The organism is Vibrio sp. 1402 (assembly GCF_033340275.1).
Genome location: NZ_JAWOWE010000002.1, coordinates 380,938 through 405,605, shown reverse-complemented (window position 1 = coordinate 405,605; position 24,668 = coordinate 380,938). Strand labels below are relative to the sequence as shown.

Genomic DNA, 24,668 nt, shown 5'->3' with positions numbered 1-24,668 from the left:
TATCTTGGCAACGTAGCTCAAAAAGTAAAAGAGGGATAGAAAGCCTATTGCCCCCTATTTCTATCTGCTTCATTCATTTGGTCCTACAAAACATCAAAAGTAATGTTTCGTGACGCTTCATACAGTTCGAAAGACTCATCGGTCAGAATCGTGTCATGGATACCCCTTTATTGATTCACCTCAGTTTTATTCAAAAGTAACTGTGCCATAAGTGGTGCTCTGTTCCCTATCGAGCCGAGCCACAAGGCTTCACGCTCGATCAGAAAAAGAGACATCTAATGACACACATTAATCAAGAACGCCTAGTTAAACACTTTTGCCAACTAGTACGTATCGACAGCGAATCAAAAAACGAAAAACAAATTGCAGAAACACTGGCAGAACAGCTAGGCGAGCTAGGCTTTACCGTGCACAAGCTTCCAGTGCCTGAGCACATTTCTAACGGTTTTAACGTGTACGCCCGTTTAGACGGCAAAAAAGACGGCTCTATCCTAATGAGCTGTCATATGGATACGGTCACTCCAGGTATTGGCATTGAGCCACTCATCGAAGACGGCATTATCCGTTCAAAAGGCCATACGATTCTCGGTGGCGATGATAAATCTGGTATTGCTGCCATCATGGAAGCCGTTCGTTGTATTCAAGCGGAAAACCGTGAGCACAAAACGTTAGAACTTGCTTTCACCGTGTATGAAGAAGGCGGTTTATTCGGTTCACAATACTTCGATATGTCACACGTCACTTCAACGGAAGCAATCGTGTTAGATACGGGTGGCCCTATTGGCACCATTGTGACCGCAGCCCCAGGCCAGCAAAAGATCATGGCAAAAATCAAAGGTCGACCAGCACACGCAGGGCTTGCGCCAGAAGAAGGCATCAGTGCGATCATGGTGGCGGCTGATGCTATCAACCAAATGAAGCTGCTGCGCATCGACGAAGAAACGACAGCCAACATCGGTATGGTTAACGGCGGTCAGGCCACAAACATTGTTATGCCTGAATTAAAAATCGTGGCAGAAGCACGCTCCCTGAATGGCGATAAACTAGATGCTCAGGTCAATCATATGATCTCAACATTAGAGTCTGTCTGTAAAAAACACGGTGCAGAAGTCGAAATTGAATCTAGCCGAGCCTACGACGCTTTTGTTATTGAAGAAAACCACCCACACGTAAACGCTATAAAAGCAGCGTTTTCAGAGTTGGGAATTGACGCCTTCACAAAAGGCACTGGCGGCGGTAGCGATGCCAACAACTTTAACAAGAAAGGTCTCACAACGGTCAACCTTTCAACTGGCATGGCAAAAGTACACACGACAGAAGAGTTTATCGCGGTAAGTGATATGGTCAAAATCACTGAGTTCGTGAAACATTTCCTAGTCAGTTAACGTCGTGCCTTTTGAAGAGAGACTGACTATCTTCCCCTTCTAGCCTGTGTTTGAAGGGGATTTTAATTTGTATCGAAGCAAAATTACTTCCCGTCATGCCAACTTGATATCAGATCTTCAAAGAAATTCCCCTAGCTCACTTTTTGAGACCAGACAGCTCAACACCTGACACCCTGTTACAGTAATGTTAAAACTCGATTGTGTAGACAATTTATACAATATACATTTTTGGCATCTTTCAGGATGAAAAGAGTGAGACAAGGATGAAATTACCTAAGTTGCTTTTATTAGCGTCGATGATGAGTCCAATACTGGCAACATCAAGCTATGCCGCGCCGTATCCCGCAGGTGTGACCCTCGATGAGACACAAGAAATTACGCTAAACAATGGAGCTGAAGTTACTTCTATTGATCCAACCAAGCAAGCCGCAGAGCCCGCTTTTAATCTCGGTCGAGACCTGTTTGAAGGTCTGGTCATTCAAGATAAGCAAGGTAAAACCATTCCTGGTGTTGCTGAGTCTTGGTCAGTCAATGACAACAATACGGTTTATACCTTCCACTTACGTGATGCAAAATGGTCAAATGGCGAAACGGTCACTGCACAAGATTTTGTCTACAGCTGGCAACGCTTACTGAATCCAAGCACTGCTTCACCCTACGCTTGGTTTGCGGCCATTCCAAATATCGAAAACTCGCAAGCGATTATGAAGGGCGAAGCCGAGCCTGAGTCTTTGGGCGTGAAGGCGCTGGATGAAAAAACATTCCAGGTAACACTCGAAGAGCCTATTCCCTTCTTTACGAAACTATTAAGTCATCCAGTGCTTGCCCCCGTTCACAAAGCGACCGTTAAAAAACATGGCAACCGTTGGACCCAGCCTGAGCATATCGTTACAAATGGTGCGTTTACTGTCTCTGAATGGAAAGTTAACGAAAAACTGGTGATGGTTAAAAATCCACATTATTGGGACGCAAGCAATGTAGTGCTGGAAAAAGTCACTTGGCTACCAATTGGTGATGCAAACGTAGTGCTAAACCGCTACCTAGCTGGTGAGATAGACCAAGCGGTTTCCATTCCTGCCGCTCAGAAGAAAAAGTTAATTCAACAACGCCCACAAGAGGTGGCAAGCACCAGTGCGTCTCTTGGCTCCACATTCTATTACCTCAACACTCAACAAGGGCCAACAAAAGACGTTCGGGTTCGTAAAGCCCTCTCATATGCCATTGACCGTCAACTGTTAACGAGTGCTATTTTGAGAAACGGTGGGGTTCCAATGTATACCCTTGTGCCACCTCAAACAGATGGTTTTAAATCTCACACTCCTGAGTTCGCAACTTGGAACCGCCATAAACGTATCGAAAAAGCGCAGCAATTACTGTCAGAAGCTGGATACGATAAAAGCAATCCGCTTAAGTTAACGTTTACCGTACCAACTTTCTCGATGGACGTAAAAATGGCAACCACCATGGCAGGCATGTGGAAAAGCCGATTGGGTGCGCAAGTCACGATAAAACAGCTAGAACCGAAAGTGTTCTACGCACTTAAAGAGCCGACCGACATTACTCGCGGCGGCTGGACGGCCGACTACAATGAAGCCTCTACATGGTTGGATATCTTCGTTTCTAGTGGTGAGTACAACGATTCTCGTTATAACAACCCGCAATACGACGAGTTAATGGCTCGCTCAAAGACCATGAGCAACCCATCAGAACTGTATTTACAAGCAGAAAGCATGCTGATTGAAGACATGGCCATTATTCCTATTTATCGTCCGGGTAACGATCAATACCTCATCAAGCCTTACGTGGGCGGCTACGAACTGACAAACCCTGAGTCGTCGTACTACCGCAAGAATGTCTATGTAACAGCCCACTAAAAGCATGTTTTCGGTCTGAGTCGGCAAGTTCAATGTTTACTTGCCGTTCCTCATATCTCTCGGTGGAGAAGGCAACCTGAGCTCAGACCATTTTTTTATTCATAACCCTTCGAAGTGATTTCGGATGACCAAAGGATGATGGATCATGATTTGGTACATTGTTAAGCGATTAGCTATCGCTATCCCCACGCTTCTATTCATCGCACTCGTATCATTTTGGCTGATGCACATTGCACCAGGGGGGCCATTTGATATGGAACGGCCTATGCCAGAGGTGGTACGTGCGAATATCGAAGCAAAATTCCATTTGGACCAGCCCTTCCTTACTCAGTTTTGGATTTACATTGGTAATTTCATACAAGGAGATCTCGGTCCGAGCTTCGTTTATCAAGACTTCAGTGTTACACAGCTCGTCGCACAATCATGGCCAGTTTCAGCAGTATTAGGCGTGCTCTCCTTTTGTATTTCCGTTCCACTTGGCATGTTGCTTGGCACCATTGCGGCATTGAACCGAAATAGCCGCCTAGATTACGGCCTGATGACACTTTCGATGACTGGAGTTGTGGTTCCGGCTTTCGTGCTTGCTCCAGTTTTAGTCATGATCTTCGCTATTCAGCTCGGCTGGTTCCCTGCTGGTGGTTGGGAAGGAGGAAAGCTGGCTTTTCTTGTTCTTCCCGTGCTCAGCCTAGCGATTGGCTCCATTGCGAGTATTGCACGCGTCATGCGTGGCGCAATGATTGAAACGCTCAACCAACCATACATTCGAACGGCAAAAGCCAAAGGTTTGTCCACAACCTACATTTTATTCCATCACGCTTTGCGACCATCCCTGATTCCCGTCGTTGCGATGCTCGGCCCTGCGTTTGTGTCTGTCGTGACAGGCTCGGTAATTATCGACATTTTCTTTGGTACAGGTGGCATGGGACAACACTTTGTGTCTGGGGCTCTCAACCGCGACTACGGCCTAGTAATGGGCATTACTCTGATTGTCGCTTCACTCACTATCTTCTTTAACCTTGTGGTCGACTTGCTATATACGATTATCGACCCTCGTATACGCGTTTAGGAGTCCGGCATGTTAACGATAAAAAAACTGGATACACAAGCTCTTCAAGATCAAGTCGTCGACAATATTGAAGCCGTCGAAGGTCGCAGTCTTTGGCAGGATGCATGGACTCGATTTCGTAAAAACAGAGCCGCGATGACATCAGTGTATGTTTTGGCGTTCATTACCTTATGCATCACCTTCGGCCCCTCTCTTGCCGCTTTTGGCCATGATGAAATTGACTGGGAAGTGCTCATCGATCCATACGAGCTAGGGAAACCTTCACTGAGCAGTGGCCATTACTTTGGTACCGATGATCTCGGGCAAGATGTCTTTGCTCGCACGATGCAAGGCGGCAGGCTCTCTATTTTGGTGGGTTTTGTCGGCGCCTTAGTCGCCGTTGTTATTGGTACGATTTGGGGAAGTATTTCCGGCTATCTTGGCGGCGTTGTCGATAGCGTAATGATGCGCATTATTGAGGTGCTCGATTCGGTGCCATTTATGTTTATGGTTATCCTGTTTGTTACCCTTTTTGGCAACAACATCTACCTGATTTTTATCGTGATCGGAATGGTATCTTGGCTGGGCATTGCCCGTGTTGTACGTGGTGTCACCTTCGGTCTAAAAAAGCGAGAGTTCATCGAAGCCGCACACTCTATTGGGGTTTCTAAATTGACAATTGTCCGACGCCATGTTCTGCCTAATGTTCTTGGGATCGTGATGGTTTATTCCTCCTTAATGGTACCAGGATTCATTATGTTCGAATCGTTTTTAAGCTTCTTAGGGCTTGGTGTTCAACCACCAGACACGAGCTGGGGGATCCTGATTTCCGAAGGCGCAAAAACAATTGACGTTGCATTGTGGATGCTGCTTTTTCCCTCTCTGTTTTTAGTTGCCACCCTCTTTTGTTTTAACTTCATCGGCGATGGCTTGCGTGATGCTCTTGACCCGAAAGACCGATAAGGACAAACCCATGCTATCTATTGAAAACATGAACGTGCGCTTCGATACGCCAGATGGGCAAGTGCAAGCGGTCAGTAATCTCTCCTACTCGATTAAAGCGGGCGAAACTCTTGGGATTGTTGGGGAATCAGGTTCGGGAAAAAGCCAGTCTGTTTTCGCATTAATGGGGTTAACCGCGGATAACGGCGCCGTGTCTGGAAGCGCAATGTTCCACGGTGATGATTTACTCGCGATGTCTAAAAAGCAGCTCAACCGCATCCGTGCAGAGAAAATCGGAATGATCTTTCAAGATCCGATGACGTCACTCAACCCATTTATGAAAATTGGCAAACAGCTTTGTGAAGTTCTCATGATTCATAAAGGAATGACCCGAAAACAAGCAAAAATTGAATCGATTCACATGTTGGATGCGGTGCGTATTCCCTCTCCCGAAACTAGGATGAATCAATACCCTCACGAATTATCTGGCGGAATGCGTCAGCGAATCATGATAGCGATGGCCTTGTTGTGTAAGCCCGAGTTGTTAATTGCAGACGAACCAACCACCGCGTTAGATGTAACCGTTCAAGCTCAAATTTTGACGCTATTACGAGACTTACAACAAGAGTTCAATACGGCTATTTTACTGATCACTCACGATATGGGCGTCGTCGCCGAGATGTGTGATCGCGTATTGGTCATGTATGGTGGTCAAAAAATGGAGCAATCAGATACCGAGACATTGTTCGCTCAACCTGCGCACCCCTACACTCAAGGCCTGCTAAAGGCGATTCCTTCCATCACTGAAGATATGCCGCGTTTACCAACCATCCCAGGTAACCCACCAAGTGCGTTGATTAACCATCAAGGGTGTCCGTTTAGAGAGCGGTGCGAGCATCGAGAGACGCGTTGCCAATACGAAACCCCACGGTTTTCTCCATTAAACACGAGCCAGTCCATTGCCTGTCACGTTAAAGCACCCAGTGTTATCACTCCCATTCAAATAAAAGCTTAAGGAGGCGTTATGAATAAAAAAGAAGTCCTCATGTCTGCTCGTGATTTAAACGTCCACTTTCCTGTTTCACGTCATCTTATTACAAGTCGACGTAAAATCGTGAAAGCGGTCAATGGTATCGACTTAGATGTTTACCGAGGTGAGACACTTGGCATTGTGGGGGAATCAGGCTGCGGAAAATCAACACTTGCACGCGCCTTACTTCGCTTAATTGAACCTACACATGGCGAGTTGACTTGGAAAGGTCAAGACATGCTCGGGTTTAGTAAAAAAGAGCTTTCCTCTCGACGCAGAGAATTTCAGATGGTGTTTCAAGACCCATCCGCTTGTTTGAATCCGAGGTTAACCATCTCAGAATGCATCGCCGAACCACTGCTCACCCACGAGCCAAAGCTTAAACGGGCAGAGGTAGAAAAGCGTGTCATCGCTATGATGGATAAAGTGGGTCTCTTGGCGAGCCAGCGAAACCGCTATCCACATGAATTTTCCGGAGGTCAATGCCAGCGTGTGGGCATTGCCAGAGCATTAATTCTCAATCCAGATTTGGTCGTGTGTGATGAACCCGTTAGTGCGCTAGACGTCTCCATACAAGCTCAGGTCATCAATCTTCTAGATGATCTTAAACAAGAAATGGGGTTAACACTGGTGATGATTGCGCATGACTTAAGCGTGGTGCGCCATATCAGCGACCGCGTTATGGTGATGTATCTTGGTAAACCTATGGAAGTAGGACGTTACGATAAAGTATTTGATGATGCACAACACCCCTACACCAAAGCACTGTTATCTGCTGTCCCGATAGCTAATCCGCAATTAGCACGTGACCGTGAAATACAACTATTGCCCGGCGACCTTCCTTCTCCACTTAATCCACCGAGCGGTTGCGTTTTTCGTACTCGATGCCCAGAAGCCACCGAAGTATGCGGGCAACAGAACCCAATAAAAACAGGCTCGGAGCAGCATCATATCTATTGCTCAAATATGACTTTAGGAACCATTTAATGAACAATACTAACTCAGTAAACCAACGCCTTACGTTATTGCGTGAGGCAATGTCCTTTCACAACGTGTCTGCATATATCGTGACCAACAATGACCCACATAACAGTGAATACTCAGCGGTTCATTGGTTAGCGCGAAGCTGGATTTCAGGTTTTACCGGCTCAGCAGGCGATGTCGTCATTACCCAACAAGGTGGTGGCCTGTGGACTGATGGTCGTTACTATATTCAAGCTGAAGAACAGTTACACGGCACAGGACTTGAACTGTTTAAAGCCAAACAACTAGAAACACCGACAATTGCCAAATGGCTGGCTACCACGCTCCCAGAAAACAGTATTGTCGCGGTTGACGGGCGCGCCATCAGTTACGCTTTTTATCAAGGCCTCAAACAAGCCTTTGAAACGAAAAACATTAAGATCATTGTCGACCTGGATTTACTCACACCGATTTGGCTTGAAAGACCACCTCGCCCAAGTGCACCCGTATTCGAGCACCCCACCGCTTTTGCTGGCGTTGACACAGAAAATAAGTTAGCGAGAATCCGTTCTTGGTTAACCGAGAACCAAGTAGATAGCTTATTAGTGTCAACGCTAGATGATGTCATGTGGACAATGAATATTCGAGGTGGTGATACGAATTACTGCCCAGTTTCTGAAGCCTATCTAATCGTAGAGCAATCACTTGCGACACTGTTTATTGATAAGGCCAAACTGCCTCAAGACGTTGAAAGAGCACTGACCGAGCAGAGTGTACACATTCGCCATTACAACTACGTAAGTCAGTATTTGAATCAGCAATGTGAGGGATTATCGCTCGCTTTTAGCCCGACCCACACAGCCAGCTTATTGGTGAGTTCGATTGAACGGAATGTGAATCTAAAGCCAATGGCTTGCCCTGTAACGGCAATGAAGGCCATAAAAAATGCGACCGAGCTAACTAGCCTAGAACAGGCATTAACAGACGATGGTGTGGCAATCGTAAGGTTTATGAACTGGCTAGAAGAGCAAGTTCCAAGCGGACTCGTTACAGAATTATCTGCTGAGGCACAACTGAATCACTATCGCCGTCAAACCCGACATTATGTAAGTGACAGTTTCCGCACTATCGCAGGCTTCGCGGCTCACGGGGCAAAAATGCATTATGCCGCCGATGAAGAAAGCAATGCGGCAGTCAATGAAAGCAACTTCTTTCTCGTCGATTCTGGTGGCCAATACCTTGGCGGGACAACAGACATCACCCGTACTTTCCACTTCGGGTCACCGACCATTAAGCAGCGCAAAGATTATACCTTGGTGCTCAAAGCGGTCATCCGACTGACTCAGACTCGATTCATGAAAGGCTCTACGGGTGCCAATCTTGATATCATGGCGCGTGGCGTCTTATGGCAACATGGTATTGATTACAAGTGCGGCACTGGACACGGCGTGGGCATTTGCTTGAATGTTCACGAAGGGCCACAAAATTTCTCGCAAAGCCACCACGAGGTTGAACTAAAACCGGGTATGGTCATTACCAATGAACCAGGCGTTTATCGCGAAGGTGAGTACGGGGTAAGAATAGAGAACATTCTTAAAGTTGTAGAAGTAGAACAAAATGAGTTCGGCACGTTCTACGGTTTTGAGACCATCACTCTTGCTCCAATTGCGACCAACGCCCTTGATTTATCAATGCTAGATCAAGCAGAGCTAGACTGGCTCAATCATTACCATTCACGAGTCTATCAAGCACTTAGCCCTTTTCTTGATACGCAAGATAAAAACTGGCTTCAACGCACAACCCAACTTATTGAGAAATAGGATATCAGCAAGCTTTATAACGTTTTCATTTTCATCTCAAACTCCTTGTTTGCCAGCCTTCGGGCTGGTTTTTTTTATAGAGATAACGGCGTGAAAAACAAAAACGCCCCGCAATGTTAGCGAGGCGATCAATTAAATTAAAATGATGCAGTTAAAATGCCCTACTGACGACACTTCTGAGCATCAAAATCAACGACGATGGCGGCATTCTCAAAGTCACCAGAGACTTTAACGTAGCCCCAGTAGTTACTCTGATTTGACAACGTAATACACTCTCCATTACCAATATTATCTGACCACCCGTGACGATTAGTATCATCCGGCCAACCAGAGTTACTGTATTCAAGCTTTAGGTTGCCCGTACCATTCCCCGTCGTTATCGCCAGATTTGAGCTCTCATTCACCGCTAGCACGCTTAGCCAAATGGTTTGTTGATTTGCCAAGCAAACGGGCTCTCCTGCTGTTAGGCGCCCACCGCTTACTTTACTTTGCACCGCGCAGTCTTGTGGCAATGTGTCATTACCGCCCAACGTTGAGATAACAACACTATGAGTGGCGGTTGCCGTCAAGCCTTCACTGTCTGTCACACTTAGACTGACCGAATACTCCCCTTCACTCCCATATTGGTGCGTCGGCTTGGTTTGTGTACTTGTCGAGCCATCACCGAAGTCCCATAAGACGCTGACGATCTTCCCGTTTGGGTCTGTACTGTTTTCACTGCTAAATGTAATGCTTTCACCGACTTTCCCCTTGTTGTTTGCGGTTATGACTGCATTAGGTGCACCATTTGAGACAAGGGCTTGCTGCCACTGCTCAAACTCACTTTGATATAAATTCGCCCATTGGGTGATCGTTGCCTTGTAATTGCTCCAATTCCCTTGGCGTGTTTCCACCAGCATTTGGTTTACGTCATCTTTATGATTTTCAAACATAAAACGTACAGCTAAGTACCCCCAACGATAAATTCGATCGACATCAAACCCATCATAAGTAGTCTCGAAAATCTCACTTAAGGTATATGTCGAGCCGTCTAAAATCGTCTCAAGTGCTGCTTGGTTGTCATTTTCTTGAGCGACATACTCTGCAATGCCTTCACTCCACCACACTATTTTTTCAGTTGGATGACTAAACCCTCCATAGAGATCAAATCGACCATCTAAGTAATGCACGTATTCGTGCTCTAGGTTCCAGACAAAGTGATCCGCGTTCGCATAAGAGGCTTCATAAGCAATAAAGTTGGGAATATTCCCCGGCTGGGAAGGGTCGCCCTCCAAGTACATACCGCCATTGTCAGTACTAATATCGAAAATTGGCCCTGCGTACTTACCATAATCAGTGCTTGAATCGAAGATATTGACTTGGAGCTGAGTGTTGTGGTCATCTTTTACTGGCTGTTCACCCGTTTCTAAAGACTGATGAAAGTAACCCTCTTCGTAACCCATTTTAGAACATGCGGCCGCGTGTTGCTCTTGCGTCATATTCTGGGACAATATTCGAATTGTCGGACTACAGGTATAAGTTTGCGATAGCACCAAGCCTTTTAGCTCAGTTTCGAAATTACAAATTCCGAACTCACTACAATCTGCGTAATATGAGGCGGTGTCCGCCGCCGCAAGCCAAACCGCGTCACCCCGACCATACATTTCATACTGTTCAAAGATTCGACTCAGCTGACTCTTCACAACAGAACTCGCGTTACCCGTATACTTGGTCAGACGCCCGAGCTCTCGCCCCGCATTCGCGGCCATAAACTCATCTTCAGCACCGATTGATGACGCCCTCAGAGCAAAATCGCCTAAAGCTTTGGCAAGGTCTGTTTGGTTACCAATTACTTGCACAAATTGCTCGTTCCACTGCCCACCAAACAAAATAGTGAAAACACCATTAACCGCATTGCGCATATACCAGTGCTGGGCGTATTGATCATTCCAACGTGTAAGCCACTGGGTCACTTGCGGTAAGTACGCGTGCTGCAAGCCCGCACTATCCATAGTGATGATGACTTCACTAAGCACTTTGCCGTGACGGTCGCTGTTCTCGTAGAAATTTGCGTTGTTAACAAACGCATCCACGGATTCTTTCACCGCTGGGGTGACCCATTCAATAAATGAGATGTTGTCATTGTAAAACTCGGCGTAATAACCTGCGCGTAAGTATAAGAACAACGTTTCTAGTTCATCGCTCCCGCCACCTGTATACCCCTTCGCCAATGTCGTAGTACGCTTCGCAATGTTGTACATATGATCGGAGCTAAATACCGACTCTTGAATCCGACTTTCAGCAGAGAATAGCTGGTTCACACACGTCGCGCCCTGACTTAAAATTTCGCCGATCAATTGGTTACTGCTTTCGGTAACCAATGCTTCCAAATCACAAGCAGTGCTCGACTCATCAAGGCTTTCAAGTGACTGTACTCGAGTTGCCTTGGAGGGCTGAATAGGGAGAGTTGCGGTTGGTTGGTATTCAACTCGATTGGATTCAACACCGTGTGTATGAGCCGAATGTGCATGTTGCTCTGTAACTAGAGAAACTGGCTCGCTTAACGCAAATACGCCAGTGCTGGTTAATGTTGTCGCAATCGCGACACTCAAAGTCTTCAGTTCCATCTAATTTCTTCTATATTGAGTTTTCCTTAGATGCATTACGTCTTTTGCATCGCCACTGCCCTTATTACTGCAAGAGCATCTCCATATAATCTACTCGCAAGACAAGAAGAAACATTTTGTTAACAACTAGATGTGGCGGTATCAGTTTTTGGTACTCGAGTTGCCGTTGCACGGGCTTGCCAGAAATCGATTTGCTTTAATAATATTGATCAACTAGTTGTTTATCTTTCCATTCAAATATCTTTTATTGCTCCTCACAAAAGCTATAAAATGGTTTCTTTTCTTTTTGCTAAACAACTCCTATGACCGACGCTGATATTGAGCTACAACACCTTTGGTTAGAAGTGCAAGCCGAACGCTGGCAAAACCTGCCACGCTTTTTATTCAGTTACTACTGCTACAAGCACAACCTTGTCAGTAAAACCAACAAAGTTTGCTGGGAGACGGCACGTGCAAGACTGCCCGCTTCAACATCAATAAAAGAGCGAAAAAAGGCGGTGGTTGAACCGTTAGTCTCTGAGGAAACCGTCGTTGGGTTATTGAAATCCATCAGCAAAGATGGGGAAATGACGTTTAACGTGATGGTAACCACACTTAATGCGTTTTTGCACTATGTTGTGATTAGCAAGGAAGAGAAAGCCCGACTTAAACCAAACATGCCAGCTAGTTGGTATCAGCGATCAAACAAGTCGCCTTTGGCACGTTTCGAGCAGGCTGGCATTAATCTACAGGAGTGACATGTCAGTCATCGCTGATGATAAACACAAAAGACAAGCGCCTACAATGAGGCGCATTTGATCAAAAATTGAGGTGCCCCTAAACAAAAGTGCAAAGTGACCAACAAAGCAAAAGTTTGGTTATTCTTGAATGCCTCGAATGCGTACATTACGTCTACGTAAAACTTCTAATGTCACGAGCAAACACACCGACATAAAAATCAACAACGTAGCGACCGCCAATATGGTCGGACTAATTTGCTCTCGAATTCCTGACCACATCTGCCTCGGAACGGTTTTTTGTTCTGCCCCAGTCAGGAATAACGCCACCACAACCTCGTCGAACGATGTGCCAAAGGCAAACAAGCCGCCAGAAATCATCCCCGGACGAATCAGCGGAAAGGTAATGTGTCTGAAAGTATAAACAGGGTTTGCGCCTAAGCTAGCCGCCGCTTTTACCAGGCTATGATCAAAGCCGCTTAAGGTCGCAGTAACGGTAATGACAACAAAAGGCGTACCTAACGCGGCGTGTGCCAAAATGACGCCTAGATAAGTTTGTGATAAGCCAAGACGTGTGTAGAAAAAGTACATCGCAGCAGCAGAGATAATGACTGGTACGATCATGGGTGAGATCAACAGCGCCATAATCGTATTGCGAAAAGGCAAGTTACTACTGGCTAAACCCAACGCCGCCAGAGTTCCTAGCCCTGTTGCAACGAGTGTCGCCATAAAAGCAATAAACGTGCTGTTTTTCAGCGCCAACAGCCACTGATCACTAGTAAACATTTCTTGATACCAGCGAGTAGAATACGCTGCCGAGTCAAGGTTTAACATCCCCTCGGTAAAAGTAAAGTAAGGCGTTGCATTAAACGATAACGGGATGATGGTCAGAATTGGAGCGATTAAAAAGAACAGCACCACCCCACAAAAAGCTAAGTAACCTGCGTAAGCAACTCGCTCTACTTTTGATGCATAGTTTGGTAATGCCATGGTTATCCCCCTACCTTAAGGTTGCTAATGCCAACCACACGGTTGAACATATAAAACAGAACCAGTACAACGAACAAAAGCAGTCCACCCAATGCGCCAGCCATCCCCCAGTTCAGTGATGTCTGCATATGATAGGCAATCATATTGGAGATCATCTGTCCGTTTCTTCCACCAACCAAAGCGGGCGTAATGTAGAAGCCAATAGAAAGAATGAAAGTAAGCAAGGCCCCCGCACCTATCCCCGGTAACGTAAGCGGCATATAAACTTTGATGAACGCAATGAAAGGCGTCGCGCCTAGAGAACGAGCGGCACGGAAATAAGTTGGGCTAATTCCTTTCATTACGCTATACAGAGGCAGGATCATAAAAGGCAACAGAATGTGCACCATAGACACCACCGTTCCGAAGGTATTGTGAATCATCTGAATTCGCTCAGAAGTAAAACCCGACCAAATAAGGAGATCATTAATGACCCCTTGGTTTTGCAGCAGAACAATCCAAGACGTGGTTCTGACTAACAATGATGTCCAAAATGGCAGCAGCACAATAATTAAAAGTAAGTTCGCGCGCTTATCAGGTAAATTGGCAAGCAGGTAAGCAACGGGGTACGCCATCACCAAACAAATTAAGGTGATTGAAATAGACATCCAAAAAGTTTTAAAGAAAAGGTCGACGTATATTTGGCGTTTTTCTGGTTGGGGCTCAATGTCTCCAAACTCATTCACTTGCAAGTCTAGCGCTGCAAGATAGTGACTGAATGTTAATGCGCCACTAAGATTCTTAAACGCCGCCCAATATTTAGGATTAGCCCAACGCTTATCCAGCTTAGCTAGCTGTGTCACCGAGATCGGCAGCGACGTCAAACGAGACAACTTTCTGCCGGTTTTCATGAGTAAACTGCGCATACCAGACTCTTCAATATTCATCCGGTTGGCTATTTTCGGTAGCTCTTTGCTTTGATAAAGCGCAAGTACTTCAACAGAGAATGCCTCAATGACTTCTTGATGAGGCTGACCTTGATAATCCCAACTTTCTAAGGCTTGAATAGTTTGTGGTAGTGAAAGGGATATTTCTCGGTTATCCACGCTTCGATAAAGCATGTCGAGGATAGGAAAAGCAAACGTAAGCAGAATAAAACACACCAATGGCGTTGTGAGCATAATGGAGCGAAGCTTTTTTCGGCGCTCCGCCTTTTGCAACTGCGCTTTCAGATTGGTTTCTTGCTCATGAACTTGGCGTTCGATCTCCAATACAGAATCTAATGCGGTTAGCTCTCGACTCATGCTGCTACCTCGCTACTTTGAGTTTGTGTCCCATCAAGAGCATGGCAATCGTCACTTTGCCAACCAATACGACAAATTGCGCCAGGCGTTAACTGCAAGTGTTTACGATTATCGTTAGGTACTTTAACGATGAAGTGACCAACGCTCTCTACTTCGACGACCAGACGATAATGATCACCGTGATAAATCAATTCTCGTAGGACGCCTGAGACTTGGTTCTCGCAAGACGCTTTCTCTGGTTGAATAACAATCTTTTCTGGTCGAATGGAAAGTGTTGTTCTCTGCCCTTGCTCAGAGACTCTGACAGGTTTCGCAGTAAATGACTCTTTCCCAACGAGCACTTGGCAATACTTTCCGTTCCACTCTTTGACTAAACCTGAGAGTTGGTTGTTTTCTCCGATAAATTGTGCAACAAACGTATTACTCGGAGATTCATAAAGCTCGGTTGGTGTCGCGAGTTGTTGCACTTCGCCGTGATTAAAAACCGCAATACGGTCGGACATAGTGAGAGCTTCGTCTTGATCGTGCGTCACATACAAAATGGTGATACCAAGCTTTTCATGCAAATGTTTAATTTCCATCTGCATTTGCTCACGCAGCTGCTTATCTAACGCGCCTAGTGGTTCATCCATCAAAACTAGTTTAGGCTCAAACACTAATGCTCGCGCTAACGCGACACGCTGTTGTTGACCACCTGATAACTGCTTTGGGTATCGAGTCGCAACATGCTCAAGCTCGACCATTTCTAATACACTCTGAACTTTGCTTTGAATCGTGTCACTGTCGAGTTTTCGCACCTTTAAAGGAAACGCAAGATTCTCAGCAATGGTCATATGTGGAAACAACGCATAGTTTTGAAACACCATACCAATATCGCGCTTGTGCGGCGCGAGATGATTGACAGGAACGCCATCAATATAAATGTCTCCACCGGTCGCAGTTTCAAAACCTGCTAGCATCATCAAGCAAGTGGTCTTGCCCGATCCTGACGGCCCCAACATAGTAACAAACTCTCCAGGAGCAATATCTAAGTTGAAGTCTTTCACCACCAAATTCGTGCCATCGTAGGTTTTCTTAACGTGTTGAAAGCTGACATAGTCCTTGTTTTCCGTGCTCATGACTTCCCTCTTCTCATTTTTTGAATATTACGAATGAGTAGAGCGTCAGTTAACGCTCTACTAAACAGCACAATTACAGATTGTATTTGGATAGGTCTAAGCGGGTTTCTAACGCATGTTCAACCATTTGAATGACTTGTTGACGCTCTTCACCTTGTAAGAGTTGGCGTGGCGCACGAACTTGTTCAGAGCCACGTCCGCAGACTTGCTCGGTCAATTTTATGCACTGAACCAGCGTAGGAATGGTGTCTAAACGCAGTAGGGGTAAGAACCAACGGTAGATCTCTAACGCTTCAGCATAACGACCTTGGCTTGCCAGTTTATAAATCGCAACGGACTCTTCTGGGAATGCGTTGGTTAAACCAGAAATCCAGCCGGTCGCACCTAGCATCAATGATTCAAGAGCGATGTCATCAACACCACTGAACACGGTAAAGCGGTCATCAAATTTATTGTAAAGCTCGGTGATACGACGAGTATCAGTGGTCGACTCTTTAATAGCTACAATGCTTTCAAACTCAGCCAGTTTCACCATGATATCGAGGTTTACATCGACACCATAAGCAACCGGGTTGTTATAAATCATGATTGGCATTTCTGGCGTTGCTTTTGCTAGCGTGCGGTAATATTCGAACGTTTCGCTCTCAGACGTGCGGTAAACCATGGCAGGCATCACCATACAACCATCGATACCAATTTTGTACGCATCCTGCATGTAATCAACAGCTGCTGTGGTAATAGACTCTGCTGTACCAGCAATCAAAGGCACACGGCCATTTACGACTTCTTTTGCCGCTTGCAAGACCTGGCGTTTCTCCTCCGGGTACAACGCACAGTTCTCACCGACAGTGCCCAAGCAGATAATGCCATTCACACCATCTTTAATTTGGTTATCTATAACAGTTTGCGTTGCGTCTAAGTCGATTGACTGATCTTGACGAAATTGCGTACTGACCGCCGGATAAACACCTTTCCAATCAATTTTCATGAACTACTTTCCTTATATGTATATTGTATGCAATTTAAATGAACGAGCAAAAATGCTCAGGCATGGCTATCTATGCCATTCTCTAACAACACCGCCTTTACAGCGGCCAAATCAGCCAAAGCACTGCCAACTGATTTGTATAAAGTAATGACCTCATCGTTTTGACGTCCTGAGATTTGTTGGGCGCAAAGCTGCGGTAATTCCCCTTTGATATCGTCTGACGTGAACACGCCCTCTTGAATTGGAATGAGAAGATCGCCCGCTTCGGCTAATACATTAATACGGCTATCAACATACACCTGTGCTCGTTGCACTGCTTCGGAGTCGCATTCACGCTTATCCAAGTCATGATTACCGACCAAATCAATATGGGTGCCCGGCTGCACGTCTGCGCCATTAAACAAAGGCTCTGCTGATGCGGTAATACAGCTGATGATGTCAACGTGTTTGATAACGTGGTCCACATTTTCTACGACTGAAACACGGAACCGACGCTCATCAGGAAGCGACTGATACTCTGAAGATGACACAATGGCATCTACCGTCGCCTCGGCTTTGTCTGAGTTACGCCCCCAAATATAAACCTGCTTAAGTGGGCGAACCGCAGCGTATGCCCACGCAAAATAAGGCGCAAGATTGCCCGTTCCGAAGATCAACAGACGATCAGCATCGGGACGCGCCAAATAGTCCGCTGCCAACGCAGAAGCTGCGGCGGTGCGCCAAAACGTTAAAACTTTACCGTCCACGAGTGCGAGCGGCTCACCATCGTTTCGTCTGAAAACAAGCAGCTTAGATGCAAGCGTATCTTTGCCTTGCTCGGGATTATGCGGGAAATACGTAAAGGCTTTCACCGCAATCAACTCCTGGTTCCAAGCTGGAAGTAGCGCAAACGCCTCGTATTCTCCCTCTTCTAAGGGCATGACTCGGCGTTGAGGTATTGTTGCTGGCCGCGAGTACATTTCACGCATCGTTTCAATAAGAGACTTCATTGTTAAACATTGCGCGACTTGCTGTGCTTCGATGACTTTCATTATTTCTCCGAAAACATAAATACAGTTGAGGAAAAGTACGGAACCTCGCTTATGGATGAAAACTCGGCCCCATACAAAAATTAACGCCTAGTTAAGCAGCCAGGTGTTGAACTCTTCATTGAGTTCATCTGCGTAGTCTGACCACCATTCATCGTTAATCAGGAAGGCGGTTTGGAAGTTTTGAGGTGCGGTAGGAAGGTTCGCTAAAATGTCTGGGTTCACCTCCGCCGAAGACGACTTACGCGTAGGCCCATAGGCAACGTACTTAGCTTGATCAGCTAATGGTTTTGTTCCTGAAGAAAAAGCAATGAAGTCCAATGCAAGCTTTGTGTTCTCACTCCCTTTAGGTATCGCCCATCCATTCATGTAACCCATTTGACGGTCCCATATAATCCGAAATGGTTGACCTTCATCCTTACGGGCATTGTGGATTCGGCCGTTAAACGCCGAGGCGATCACCACTTCTTTGTCTGCAAGCATTTGAGGTGGCTGGGCACCTGTTGTCCACCACAGCACTTCTGATTTGATCGTATCCAACTTAGCAAAAGCACGCTCACGCCCGGCTTCGGTTTCGAGCAGGCTGTAGACCTCTTCTGGTTTTACACCATCAGCCAATAGTGCCCACTCAAGATTACCCTGAGGTTGTTTTTGCAATGCACGTCGACCTGGAAAAGTTTTTAGGTCAAAAAGATCGGTCAACTTGCTAGGCAAAACCTTACCTTTAAACGCGTCTTCGTTCACCGCTAATACTGTGGACACCACGATGGTATTGATTGCGCACTCGTGAATCGCACCATCAATGAAATCCTCTTGTGCTGGTGTTCCATCTGCGCCCGGAGGCAAAATACTTGGGCTCACTGGTTCTAATAGCCCTTCTGCACAACCACGAACAATGTCCGGCTTGTCGAGAGAAACCAAATCCCAGCGCACGTTGTTCGCTTCCACCTGCGCTTTAATTTCGGCTAATCCGCCACTGAAATCCTCGGATACGATCTCAACACCTGTTTTTTTAATGAAAGGCTTATGATATGCCTCCACTTGGCTCTTGGTGAATGCACCACCCCAAGATACGACCGTCAATTTGTCTTCAGCATAAGCAGAGGTCCCCAACAGCATTCCTGAAATCAACAGCGCCAATGGTGCTTTGGTCATTCGTGACATGTATTACTCCTTTTGGTTGTTTTTCTGGAGGCATCCGAGTACGGCTGTTGGATACCAGTTTTTGTTAAAATTACGTTAACATTAGCATTTAATATATTTTATACAATATTTAATATTAAATTTTTCAGGCAAATCGTTGTAATGAAAAAGGTGAAAGATCAATCGATGTCGGCTTTCCTTCGATAAGCTCTAAAAGGAGATCTGCCGTAATCGCCGCTTGAGTTAATCCAAGGTGTTGGTGGCCAAATGCCAGTAATACATTTCCATCCCAAATGCTATCAATAACCGGTAACGAGTCGACTGTTGAAGGCCGATTCCCCATCCACTTTTCTCCTTGCTTGAGTGGATTTAACCCCGATTCAAACATCTCATCACCTAACTGAAAAAGCATTTCTGAACGTTTCATATTGGGTGTTGATTCTACATCGGCATACTCAACAGTGCCTGCCAAGCGTAGCCCACCAGACATCGGAGTCATGATGAATTTTCTATCGGCAGAGCTAATAGGAAATGGCAGTACATCACGCTTGTCATCCACCATTAGGTGATAACCACGCTCGGCTTGAATAGGCACTTTGACTCCGGTTAGTTGCCGAATCAAAGGCTTAGAATGTACACCAGCGGCAACAATGATTCGGTCACATGAATGTGTTTGAGACTCAACCAGCACATCGCCATTTTTCGCCAACGCAGATACACCTTTTTGTAAAACCTTACCGCCAAGCTCTTCAAAGGCTTCACTTAGCTCAACACAGAGCTGATAAGGGTCTAGCGTATGACCGGTTTCGGGAAAAAAGACTCCGATACGAACCTTATGGCTGAGATCAGGTATCCGCTCTCGAATCGCCTCTTGTGTCCAAACTTGATGCGTCACACCGTTTTTAGCCAGTGAGTTAAGCGTACTTTGATAATTCTGAAACAGTTTCTCGTTTTCAAAAGTGAGCAATGAACCATTCATTTTTATTAGATGCGCTTTTCCGATTGAATCAAGCACGCCACGCCAACTTGCCACTGACCGCTCGTTAAGACTCTTAATCGCGTTTTTTGCCCGCTCCGCGGCTGATGGCTTGGTTTGTAATAGAAAACGAATCATCCACCCGATTGTGTTTGGAATATCTTGCCAACGGATCGAAACCGGACTTTTGGGATCTAGCAGCATTTTAGGTAATTGTGGAAGCAGCGCTGGCGTTGCAAGAGGGAAGATTTGCTCAGTCGCGATATGGCCTGCATTTCCCTTAGAGCATCCATTCCCCACGCCATTGGGATCAAAAATCGTGACTTGATAACCTTGCTGCTGCAACTTCAATCCAATTGATAAGCCGATAATGCCCGCACCTATCACGGCGATCCTTTCCTTTTTGGTTTCATCCTTGACTAACATAAATATGCTCCGAGTCACACTTGAAAACGTAGATTGTATACAATATATTTTACATTACGTTAACATCACTATTGTTTAATTCAACCATTTTTTCAGCAAGGAGCGAAAAATGAGACAAGGAACTTTTTTCTGTATTGATGCCCACACCTGCGGCAACCCAGTTAGGCTGGTCGCAGGCGGTGTGCCTCCACTCGAAGGCAATACCATGAGCGAAAAGCGCCAATACTTTCTTGAGCATTATGATTGGATTCGTCAGGCACTCATGTTTGAGCCTCGCGGACACTCAATGATGTCGGGGTCCGTTGTCTTGCCTCCTTGCAGTGATAACGCAGACGCTTCTATTCTGTTTATTGAAACCAGTGGCTGCTTACCAATGTGTGGCCACGGCACCATTGGAACCGTCACCACCGCTATCGAAAATCGCCTTATCACTCCCAAAAAAGAAGGTCGTTTGATACTTGATGTCCCAGCAGGACAAATCGAAGTGCACTACCAAACAAAAGGTGACAAGGTCACGTCGGTAAAGATATTTAACGTACCGGCTTACCTTGCCCACCAAGACGTAACCGTGGACATAGAGGGCTTAGGTGAGCTCACTGTCGATGTTGCTTATGGCGGAAACTATTACGTAATCGTCGACCCTCAAGAAAACTACGCCGGACTTGAACACTACTCTCCAGATGAAATTTTGATGCTTTCTCCAAAAGTTCGCGAAGCGGTATCTCGAGCGGTTGAGTGCGTACATCCAGAAGATCCGACAGTGTGCGGTGTTTCTCACGTGCTATGGACCGGAGAGCCCACTCAAGAAAACGCCACCGCTCGAAATGCTGTGTTTTACGGCGACAAAGCGTTGGATCGCTCGCCATGTGGTACGGGCACTAGTGCACGCATGGCGCAATGGCATGCAAGAGGCAAACTCAATCAAGGAGAAGACTTTGTTCACGAAAGTATCATCGGCAGCCTATTTCAAGGACGTATAGAAGGCATTACCGAAGTGAATGGCAAAGCCGCTATTTTGCCAAGTATTGAAGGATGGGCACAAGTATACGGTCACAACACAATATGGGTAGACGATGAAGATCCATATGCGTACGGATTTGAAGTGAAGTAATAAGGATAGTAAGGAAGAATGATGAACCCACAAGAACCAACCACTTTTTACGCAGTCAACGCCTTTACTGGTGAGCCTCTACCTATTGCGTTTCCGGTACATGGAGAGCAAGAAGTTAATCAAGCCGCCTCAGCCGCCCAAAACGTTGCGCGTGAGTTTCGCCAACTAAGTAATGCAAAGCGATCGAGCTTACTTTGCTCTATCGCCTCTGAATTGGAAGTGAAGAGTGAAGAAATCGTTGCTCGTGCTCATTTAGAAACTGCCCTTCCCGAAGCACGTTTAAGCGGCGAAATAGGACGTACCGCGAACCAATTAAGACTATTTGCCGAGGTTGTGAGATCGGGTAATCACCATCAAGCAATTTTCGATACGCCAAACCCAAACCGTCAACCACTGCCAAAACCAGATATTCGCCGTCAACAAATCGCAATTGGCCCTGTCGCCGTGTTTGGTGCGTCTAATTTTCCGCTCGCATTTTCTACTGCAGGTGGCGATACGGCTTCGGCACTGGCTGCTGGCTGCCCTGTGATTGTAAAAAGCCATACCGCCCACCCTGGCACCAGTCAACTTGTTGCTGAGTGTATTGAGGCTGCACTTGAGAAAGAGTGCTTACCGCAAGCCATCTTCACGCTATTGCAAGGTAACAAACGTGCACTTGGCCAAGCACTCGTTACCCATCCAAAAATTAAAGGGGTTGGGTTTACAGGTTCAGTCGGTGGTGGCCGTGCGCTGTTCAATCTAGCCCAGCAAAGACCAGAGCCAATCCCCTTCTATGGCGAACTAGGGGCGATTAATCCAACATTTATTCTCCCTTCAGCCATACGGGCAAACGCCTCATTGGCTGAAGAATTTGTGGCTTCTATGACTTTGGGCTGTGGACAATTTTGTACAAAACCAGGCGTTGTATTTGTCTTGAATAGCCCAGAAACGCAAGCCTTTATCGAAATCGCTCAAGGGTTAATTCGACAACAATCAACGGCCACTTTGCTAACGCAAGGAATCCGAGAAACGTATGAATCCGAAGTGGATAAGCGAGCTTCCGAAACAGGCATTAACGTCACTCGTTCTGAACAAGCAGAAGCGACCAATGTCTCACCAGCACTGTTCGTGACGGACAGTAAAAACTGGCGTGAAAACCCGCAATGGGAGGAAGAAATATTTGGTCCTCAATCGTTAATCGTAATCTGTGAAGATTTCGATGACATGTTGAAACTGAGTGATTCACTGACTGGATCGCTCACCGCAACCCTTCACGCTACCGCTGAAGACGAAGAACAAGCCAAGCAACTGCTTCCAAGTTTGGAAGAAATCGCCGGACGCCTTGTATTCAACGGTTGGCCAACTGGCGTCGAGGTTGGTTACGCTATGGTTCATGGTGGACCATATCCGGCTTCAACCAATTCTGCCTCAACATCTGTCGGTGCGGAGGCTATTCATCGTTGGTTGCGTCCGGTCTCTTATCAAGCTTTGCCAGAATCTTTATTGCCGGATTCATTAAAAGCGTCGAACCCACTGGGTATCCAACGCGCCATAGATGGCAGTGTGTCCCAATAAGCCCACCAAATGGCTCAAAAAGGCATCAACTGATGCCTTTTATTTCACTCTACTTCTCAAAACCTTCTTTCCTAGTTGGTTTGTGCCAGAAAAACAATAAACTACTAAAGTAAAATGGATTGGATACAATATTAATTTCACGGGAGACTTCAATGTCACAGAAACCTGTTTTTAAAACGCGCACTCAGCTCGTTGAGGAAGCAATTCGAACTCAGATCTTGAAGGGCGAGTTAAAAACTGGTCAACCTTTACGTCAAGATGCGTTAGCAAAAGAGTTTAATGTTAGCCGAATTCCTGTGCGTGAAGCGTTAGTTCAATTGGAAGCACAAGGACTCGTTAGCTTTGAACCTCACAAAGGTGCGACGGTCACTGAGCTATCTCCAGAGAAAATCAATGAGCTATTTGAACTGCGCGCTGTCGTGGAATGCCACATTTTAGAGCGCGCGATTCAAAATATGACAGACGCTGACCTTGAACGCGCGCGCGAAGTTCGCGAACGTTTCGAGTCAGTAGTGAACAGTGGCGACGAAGTAGAAGAATGGAGCAACTACAACTACGAGTTCCACAAAGCCCTATATGCGCCAGCCAACATGCCTGAAACTATGGACGTCATTTACAACCTGAACACAAAGTGTGACCGATACATACGCATGCAGCTATTGTTTACTACAGGCATTAAAAAGGCAGAAGAAGAGCACTTAAGCTTGTTTGAAATGTGCCAAAATCGCGATATCGAAGGCGCCAAGTACCTACTGAAAAAGCACATTCTAGAAGCAGGCACAGCGATTCGAAACCTGCTGCTAGAAAGGCAAAATATCAGCCAGTAAACGGAATAACGAATAAGGTGATATTCAAGGATGAATGTTGGACCAAAGTTTTTACTTGCAGCGCTACGACAAAAGATTAAAGAAGAAGGGCTTTGCTACAATTCCTTGTCAGAGAAAAGTGGCATCCCTTTATCTAGTATTAAACGCCACCTACATAATCCAGCTTTAGGTTTGGATAAAGTACTTATTTATCTGAACTACCTGAATACCGATCTCATCGAACTCGCAACCTTAGCCAACGAGCTTCAGCACCAAAACGAGCAAATGCTAACAGATGAAGAGAGCGCCCTTTTCGTTGAGCATCCTTACTTACTTGATTTTATTTATATGCTGACTTCTCGTGATATTAAACCGCAAGAGATAGCCCAAACTTACGGACTTTCTGATACAAGCTTACGATTCTATTTGCGTATCGCGGAAATTCTAGGATATGTCGAAAACTTCGGAGACGGCTTGTTTTACCGTTCTGGTCGTCGATTTATTATGGAAGAAGGTACGGCATTAGACACCTTATTCAAAGAGCGATTTCAACAAGATTCGCTTTCTCATGATATCAACCCAGGCGTATGTATAGGTCGCATTAGGCTCACCGAAGAGCAGAAAGTGCAAATAGAGGACGAGCTTTGTAATAAATTAGCGAAACTTAACGCAGTTAACACTTCCAACAATGAAGGTGAACTAATAAATATATTAATGCGCTGCACTCCCGGTGCTCAGATATTTTTCGCTGATGATTTACCTAACATTGACGGAAGCCTATTAAAGCACGTCGCTCAACTCACTAAATTAAGTTAAAGCATCAGACAAATAAATCAAACAAACCCCAGATAACATCATATATCC

At 45.8% G+C, this 24,668-nt stretch carries 20 protein-coding genes; 12 read left to right on the top strand and 8 right to left on the bottom strand.

Features of this window, described 5'->3' with window-relative positions; translation table 11 throughout:
* The first annotated feature begins 278 nt into the window (after nt 1-278).
* From R7044_RS05260 to R7044_RS05230, 7 genes are all read left to right on the top strand, one after another.
* Complete coding sequence (locus tag R7044_RS05260) at nt 279-1,385, top strand: M20/M25/M40 family metallo-hydrolase (RefSeq protein ID WP_086046697.1); 1,107 nt, start codon at nt 279-281, stop codon at nt 1,383-1,385.
* A 263-nt stretch (nt 1,386-1,648) separates the two neighbouring features.
* Nucleotides 1,649-3,259 carry a peptide ABC transporter substrate-binding protein gene (locus R7044_RS05255; protein ID WP_225455395.1) on the top strand — a complete coding sequence of 537 codons (1,611 nt, stop codon included), beginning with the start codon at nt 1,649-1,651 and terminating at the stop codon, nt 3,257-3,259.
* 145 nt (nt 3,260-3,404) lie between these two features.
* Nucleotides 3,405-4,325 carry an oligopeptide ABC transporter permease OppB gene (gene oppB / locus R7044_RS05250; protein WP_005377838.1) on the top strand — a complete coding sequence of 307 codons (921 nt, stop codon included), beginning with the start codon at nt 3,405-3,407 and terminating at the stop codon, nt 4,323-4,325.
* Nucleotides 4,326-4,334: 9 nt separating this feature from the next.
* Nucleotides 4,335-5,267, top strand: a complete 933-nt coding sequence (locus R7044_RS05245; RefSeq protein WP_005377839.1) for an ABC transporter permease subunit — start codon at nt 4,335-4,337, stop codon at nt 5,265-5,267.
* Between the two features lie 10 nt (nt 5,268-5,277).
* Entirely contained in the window at nt 5,278-6,261 is a 984-nt protein-coding gene (locus tag R7044_RS05240) for an ABC transporter ATP-binding protein (RefSeq protein WP_031781271.1), read from the top strand.
* A gap of 9 nt (nt 6,262-6,270) precedes the next feature.
* Nucleotides 6,271-7,263 carry an ABC transporter ATP-binding protein gene (locus tag R7044_RS05235; RefSeq protein ID WP_054730121.1) on the top strand — a complete coding sequence of 331 codons (993 nt, stop codon included), beginning with the start codon at nt 6,271-6,273 and terminating at the stop codon, nt 7,261-7,263.
* Nucleotides 7,263-9,059 (top strand): aminopeptidase P family protein, encoded by a 1,797-nt coding sequence (locus tag R7044_RS05230; RefSeq protein WP_086046694.1) that lies wholly within the window; start codon nt 7,263-7,265, stop codon nt 9,057-9,059. Before R7044_RS05235 ends, R7044_RS05230 begins: the two co-directional genes overlap by 1 nt.
* A gap of 161 nt (nt 9,060-9,220) precedes the next feature.
* On the opposite strand, the gene R7044_RS05225 is transcribed toward R7044_RS05230, so the two are convergent.
* Complete coding sequence (locus R7044_RS05225) at nt 9,221-11,665, bottom strand: collagenase (protein ID WP_086046693.1); 2,445 nt, start codon at nt 11,663-11,665, stop codon at nt 9,221-9,223.
* Between the two features lie 302 nt (nt 11,666-11,967).
* Between R7044_RS05225 and R7044_RS05220 the strand changes: the two genes are divergently transcribed.
* The gene (locus R7044_RS05220) at nt 11,968-12,402 is read left to right on the top strand and encodes a hypothetical protein (RefSeq protein WP_042521922.1); all 435 of its coding nucleotides are present in this window, start codon (nt 11,968-11,970) and stop codon (nt 12,400-12,402) included.
* Nucleotides 12,403-12,522: 120 nt separating this feature from the next.
* On the opposite strand, the gene R7044_RS05215 is transcribed toward R7044_RS05220, so the two are convergent.
* The 7 genes from R7044_RS05215 to R7044_RS05185 form a co-directional block, all read right to left on the bottom strand.
* Nucleotides 12,523-13,371, bottom strand: a complete 849-nt coding sequence (locus tag R7044_RS05215) for an ABC transporter permease (protein WP_006741629.1) — start codon at nt 13,369-13,371, stop codon at nt 12,523-12,525.
* A gap of 2 nt (nt 13,372-13,373) precedes the next feature.
* A complete protein-coding gene (locus tag R7044_RS05210; protein ID WP_054730117.1) occupies nt 13,374-14,654 on the bottom strand; it encodes an ABC transporter permease in 1,281 nt (426 codons plus the stop codon).
* On the bottom strand, nt 14,651-15,772 hold the full coding sequence (locus R7044_RS05205) for an ABC transporter ATP-binding protein (RefSeq protein WP_054730116.1): 1,122 nt from the start codon (nt 15,770-15,772) through the stop codon (nt 14,651-14,653). Before R7044_RS05205 ends, R7044_RS05210 begins: the two co-directional genes overlap by 4 nt.
* Before the next feature lie 73 nt (nt 15,773-15,845).
* Nucleotides 15,846-16,760 (bottom strand): dihydrodipicolinate synthase family protein, encoded by a 915-nt coding sequence (locus tag R7044_RS05200; RefSeq protein WP_225455394.1) that lies wholly within the window; start codon nt 16,758-16,760, stop codon nt 15,846-15,848.
* Between the two features lie 56 nt (nt 16,761-16,816).
* A complete protein-coding gene (locus R7044_RS05195) occupies nt 16,817-17,791 on the bottom strand; it encodes an ornithine cyclodeaminase family protein (protein WP_054730112.1) in 975 nt (324 codons plus the stop codon).
* A gap of 87 nt (nt 17,792-17,878) precedes the next feature.
* Nucleotides 17,879-18,952 (bottom strand): polyamine ABC transporter substrate-binding protein, encoded by a 1,074-nt coding sequence (locus R7044_RS05190; protein WP_005393504.1) that lies wholly within the window; start codon nt 18,950-18,952, stop codon nt 17,879-17,881.
* Nucleotides 18,953-19,076: 124 nt separating this feature from the next.
* Nucleotides 19,077-20,333: an NAD(P)/FAD-dependent oxidoreductase gene (locus tag R7044_RS05185; protein ID WP_225455393.1), complete on the bottom strand. Its 1,257-nt coding sequence runs from the start codon at nt 20,331-20,333 to the stop codon at nt 19,077-19,079.
* A 109-nt stretch (nt 20,334-20,442) separates the two neighbouring features.
* On the opposite strand from R7044_RS05185, the gene R7044_RS05180 reads away from it, so the two are divergent.
* The 4 genes from R7044_RS05180 to R7044_RS05165 all read left to right on the top strand — a co-directional run bounded on the left by R7044_RS05180 (nt 20,443) and on the right by R7044_RS05165 (nt 24,620).
* A complete protein-coding gene (locus R7044_RS05180) occupies nt 20,443-21,444 on the top strand; it encodes a 4-hydroxyproline epimerase (RefSeq protein WP_005389764.1) in 1,002 nt (333 codons plus the stop codon).
* A gap of 21 nt (nt 21,445-21,465) precedes the next feature.
* Complete coding sequence (locus R7044_RS05175; RefSeq protein WP_225455422.1) at nt 21,466-22,998, top strand: aldehyde dehydrogenase (NADP(+)); 1,533 nt, start codon at nt 21,466-21,468, stop codon at nt 22,996-22,998.
* 152 nt (nt 22,999-23,150) lie between these two features.
* Nucleotides 23,151-23,825 carry a GntR family transcriptional regulator gene (locus R7044_RS05170; RefSeq protein WP_005377862.1) on the top strand — a complete coding sequence of 225 codons (675 nt, stop codon included), beginning with the start codon at nt 23,151-23,153 and terminating at the stop codon, nt 23,823-23,825.
* 30 nt (nt 23,826-23,855) lie between these two features.
* Complete coding sequence (locus R7044_RS05165; RefSeq protein WP_017633951.1) at nt 23,856-24,620, top strand: hypothetical protein; 765 nt, start codon at nt 23,856-23,858, stop codon at nt 24,618-24,620.
* The last annotated feature ends 48 nt before the right edge of the window (nt 24,621-24,668 follow it).

Bases quoted from the DNA above. Each gene is read 5' to 3' on its own strand.
- R7044_RS05260 (WP_086046697.1), top strand. From the start codon at position 279: ATGACACACATTAATCAAGAACGCCTAGTTAAACACTTTTGCCAACTA.
- R7044_RS05255 (WP_225455395.1), top strand. From the start codon at position 1,649: ATGAAATTACCTAAGTTGCTTTTATTAGCGTCGATGATGAGTCCAATA.
- oppB (WP_005377838.1), top strand. From the start codon at position 3,405: ATGATTTGGTACATTGTTAAGCGATTAGCTATCGCTATCCCCACGCTT.
- R7044_RS05245 (WP_005377839.1), top strand. From the start codon at position 4,335: ATGTTAACGATAAAAAAACTGGATACACAAGCTCTTCAAGATCAAGTC.
- R7044_RS05240 (WP_031781271.1), top strand. From the start codon at position 5,278: ATGCTATCTATTGAAAACATGAACGTGCGCTTCGATACGCCAGATGGG.
- R7044_RS05235 (WP_054730121.1), top strand. From the start codon at position 6,271: ATGAATAAAAAAGAAGTCCTCATGTCTGCTCGTGATTTAAACGTCCAC.
- R7044_RS05230 (WP_086046694.1), top strand. From the start codon at position 7,263: ATGAACAATACTAACTCAGTAAACCAACGCCTTACGTTATTGCGTGAG.
- R7044_RS05225 (WP_086046693.1), bottom strand. From the start codon at position 11,665: ATGGAACTGAAGACTTTGAGTGTCGCGATTGCGACAACATTAACCAGC.
- R7044_RS05220 (WP_042521922.1), top strand. From the start codon at position 11,968: ATGACCGACGCTGATATTGAGCTACAACACCTTTGGTTAGAAGTGCAA.
- R7044_RS05215 (WP_006741629.1), bottom strand. From the start codon at position 13,371: ATGGCATTACCAAACTATGCATCAAAAGTAGAGCGAGTTGCTTACGCA.
- R7044_RS05210 (WP_054730117.1), bottom strand. From the start codon at position 14,654: ATGAGTCGAGAGCTAACCGCATTAGATTCTGTATTGGAGATCGAACGC.
- R7044_RS05205 (WP_054730116.1), bottom strand. From the start codon at position 15,772: ATGAGCACGGAAAACAAGGACTATGTCAGCTTTCAACACGTTAAGAAA.
- R7044_RS05200 (WP_225455394.1), bottom strand. From the start codon at position 16,760: ATGAAAATTGATTGGAAAGGTGTTTATCCGGCGGTCAGTACGCAATTT.
- R7044_RS05195 (WP_054730112.1), bottom strand. From the start codon at position 17,791: ATGAAAGTCATCGAAGCACAGCAAGTCGCGCAATGTTTAACAATGAAG.
- R7044_RS05190 (WP_005393504.1), bottom strand. From the start codon at position 18,952: ATGTCACGAATGACCAAAGCACCATTGGCGCTGTTGATTTCAGGAATG.
- R7044_RS05185 (WP_225455393.1), bottom strand. From the start codon at position 20,333: ATGTTAGTCAAGGATGAAACCAAAAAGGAAAGGATCGCCGTGATAGGT.
- R7044_RS05180 (WP_005389764.1), top strand. From the start codon at position 20,443: ATGAGACAAGGAACTTTTTTCTGTATTGATGCCCACACCTGCGGCAAC.
- R7044_RS05175 (WP_225455422.1), top strand. From the start codon at position 21,466: ATGAACCCACAAGAACCAACCACTTTTTACGCAGTCAACGCCTTTACT.
- R7044_RS05170 (WP_005377862.1), top strand. From the start codon at position 23,151: ATGTCACAGAAACCTGTTTTTAAAACGCGCACTCAGCTCGTTGAGGAA.
- R7044_RS05165 (WP_017633951.1), top strand. From the start codon at position 23,856: ATGAATGTTGGACCAAAGTTTTTACTTGCAGCGCTACGACAAAAGATT.